A 368-nucleotide genomic window follows, 5' to 3' on the forward strand; every position below is an offset into this window, starting at 1 on the left:
CTGCCTGTGTGAATTTCTATAAGCCACGTTTTGTTCCAGTGATTCTTGGCAAAATCACTATTAGTAGTCATCTATCTTTATTGCTAATGCAATAACCCGATCTTTAGTTCATTTCCTTAGATCGAAACTCCCCCACCAAATTTGGGTTTCACGCTCGCAGGGTTTACCTCGTTCCACCAAAATCATTTCTGATTTTGCTACGTCACTGTGGCACTTTCAGGATAGTAATGCATGTCCAAAGATTTAGCACTTTTTCCGCCGTAAAAGTTAAATAACTTTCCTCCAGCTTATTGAGCTGAATACGATCACTACAAGCATCGCAGCTTGTGCGTGCGTGGACTTTCCTCAGCTAGCAAAAGCTAGCCGCG

Annotated in this window: 1 other RNA gene; it reads right to left on the reverse strand. The window is 42.4% G+C overall.

The annotated features are described in order from the left end of the window. Positions 1-14: 14 nt before the first annotated feature. An RNA gene (gene rnpB / locus EIZ37_RS25710) (RNase P RNA component class B) lies at positions 15-368 on the reverse strand; the annotation flags it as partial.

The organism is Brevibacillus migulae, assembly GCF_004521915.1.
Taxonomy (GTDB): domain Bacteria; phylum Bacillota; class Bacilli; order Brevibacillales; family Brevibacillaceae; genus Brevibacillus_F; species Brevibacillus_F migulae.